The 1,786-nt window shown below is 54.4% G+C and carries 2 protein-coding genes; one reads left to right on the top strand and one right to left on the bottom strand.

From position 1 onward, the window contains the following. A partial coding sequence (locus B3520_RS02760) for a phosphoadenylyl-sulfate reductase (RefSeq protein ID WP_286875361.1) occupies positions 1–651 on the bottom strand: 651 nt, incomplete at its 3' end. Positions 652–1,097: 446 nt separating this feature from the next. Here B3520_RS02760 and thrH point away from each other — a divergent pair. Beyond that, positions 1,098–1,715, top strand: a complete 618-nt coding sequence (thrH, locus tag B3520_RS02755; RefSeq protein WP_286807198.1) for a bifunctional phosphoserine phosphatase/homoserine phosphotransferase ThrH — start codon at positions 1,098–1,100, stop codon at positions 1,713–1,715. Positions 1,716–1,786: the final 71 nt, after the last annotated feature.

Below are 1,786 nucleotides of genomic sequence, written 5' to 3'. Positions count from 1 at the left end.
CTGCTGGCCCGGACCAATCGGGCGTGTGCAGGGTTCGCAACCGATGGAGACATAACCCTTGTCGTGCAGCTCGTTGTAGGGAATCTCCATAGCCCGAATATAGTCCCAAACCTGCTGGGAACTCCAGTTGGCCAGGGGATTGAATTTCACCAGCCGATCGCCGGGGCGGGCAAACAGCTTATCGTCCTGAATGACCGGAATGCCGTTGCGGGTGCCCGGGCTCTGGTCTTTGCGCTGCCCGGTAACCCAGGCGTCGACTTCCAGCAGCTTCTTGCGAAGCGGGCCGATTTTGCGGATGCCGCAGCACTCCTGATGGCCATCCTGGTAGAAACTGAACAGGCCTTTTTTGCGCACCAGCTCGCGAACGGCCTCTCCGTCGGGTGAAAGGACATCGATATCGACCTTGTAGTGCTCACGCACCCGCTCAATAAAGCGGTACGTCTCGGCGTGCAGGCGTCCGGTATCCAGCACGAATACCTTGATGTCCGGACGTATCTGGTGGGCCATGTGCACCAGAACGACGTCCTCGGCACCACTGAAAGAGACGACGATGTTGTCGAACTCGCTCAGGGCGAATTCCAGGATTTTCTGGGGCGAGGCCTGTTGCAGTTCGGCGTCCAGATCGACGGTATTGAGTAGTTCGCTCGACATTGATAATTCCATGGCTGGGGTTGGCTGATCACGGCGGAGAAGAATACCAGAGGCCGAAATAACTTCCTAATACCCAGTCTTTATGAGGTTATTCCATCACTGTCTGCCCCTATGTGTCCGATGGAGTGCTCCGTGGAACATTGGGCAAAGTTTCATCAATTTGGCGACGTAATGCACAGCATCTAGTGGTTTTGTTGGGTGAAAACCCCACATATCGAATAAAAAATCAACAAAATGGTCATAAAGTAACGATGGAAAAATAACTTTTGTGCTAATTATTCGTGGATTGATATGCTTTCTGGATCTATGTTCCACGTGAAAACCCCGGAGTCACAATACGCGCAGGAGGAGGGGAAGCAAGTTGCGTTTCGGCAGGCAAACCGGTAAATTTGCCCGCATTTTCCGGGCTCTGTCCGGGCGACTGTCAATACACTGCGGGGGTAATTGTGGAAATAGCCTGTCTCGACCTCGAAGGGGTTCTGGTTCCGGAAATCTGGATTGAGTTTGCCAAGGTTACGGGGATTGAAGAGCTGAAAGCGACCACCCGGGATATTCCGGATTACGATGTGCTGATGAAGCAACGCCTGCGCATTCTGGAGGAAAATGGCCTGGGATTGAATGAAATCCAGGAGGTCATTGCCAAGTTGAAGCCGCTGGATGGTGCTCCCGAGTTTGTGGACTGGTTGCGCGAGCGCTTTCAGGTCATCATTCTTTCCGATACCTTTTACGAGTTCTCCCAGCCGCTGATGCGCCAGCTCGGTTTCCCCACGCTGCTGTGTCACCGCCTTCAGGTGAATGAGGATGGCAAGGTGGCGGATTACACGCTGCGCCAGAGAGATCCGAAGCGCCAATCCGTGCTGGCGCTGAAAACGCTGTATTACCGGGTGATAGCGGCGGGCGACTCTTACAATGATACTACCATGTTGGGTGAGGCGGATGCCGGCATTCTGTTCCATGCACCGCAGAACGTCATTGACGAGTTCCCCCAGTTCCCGGCGGTGCACAATTACGAAGACCTGAAGAAGGCCTTTATTGCGGCCAGTAATCGGGATTTGGCGCTGTAGGGCGTTTTTGTGGTGTCAGCGTGAAGGTGGCTTGGCGGCGGATGCGCTTTTAATCGCTGCGCTCGGCCCCT

The sequence above is a fragment of the Marinimicrobium sp. UBA4509 genome, assembly GCF_002388575.1.
Taxonomy (GTDB): Bacteria; Pseudomonadota; Gammaproteobacteria; order Pseudomonadales; family Cellvibrionaceae; genus Marinimicrobium; species Marinimicrobium koreense.
This window is presented reverse-complemented; position numbering and strand designations above follow the sequence as displayed.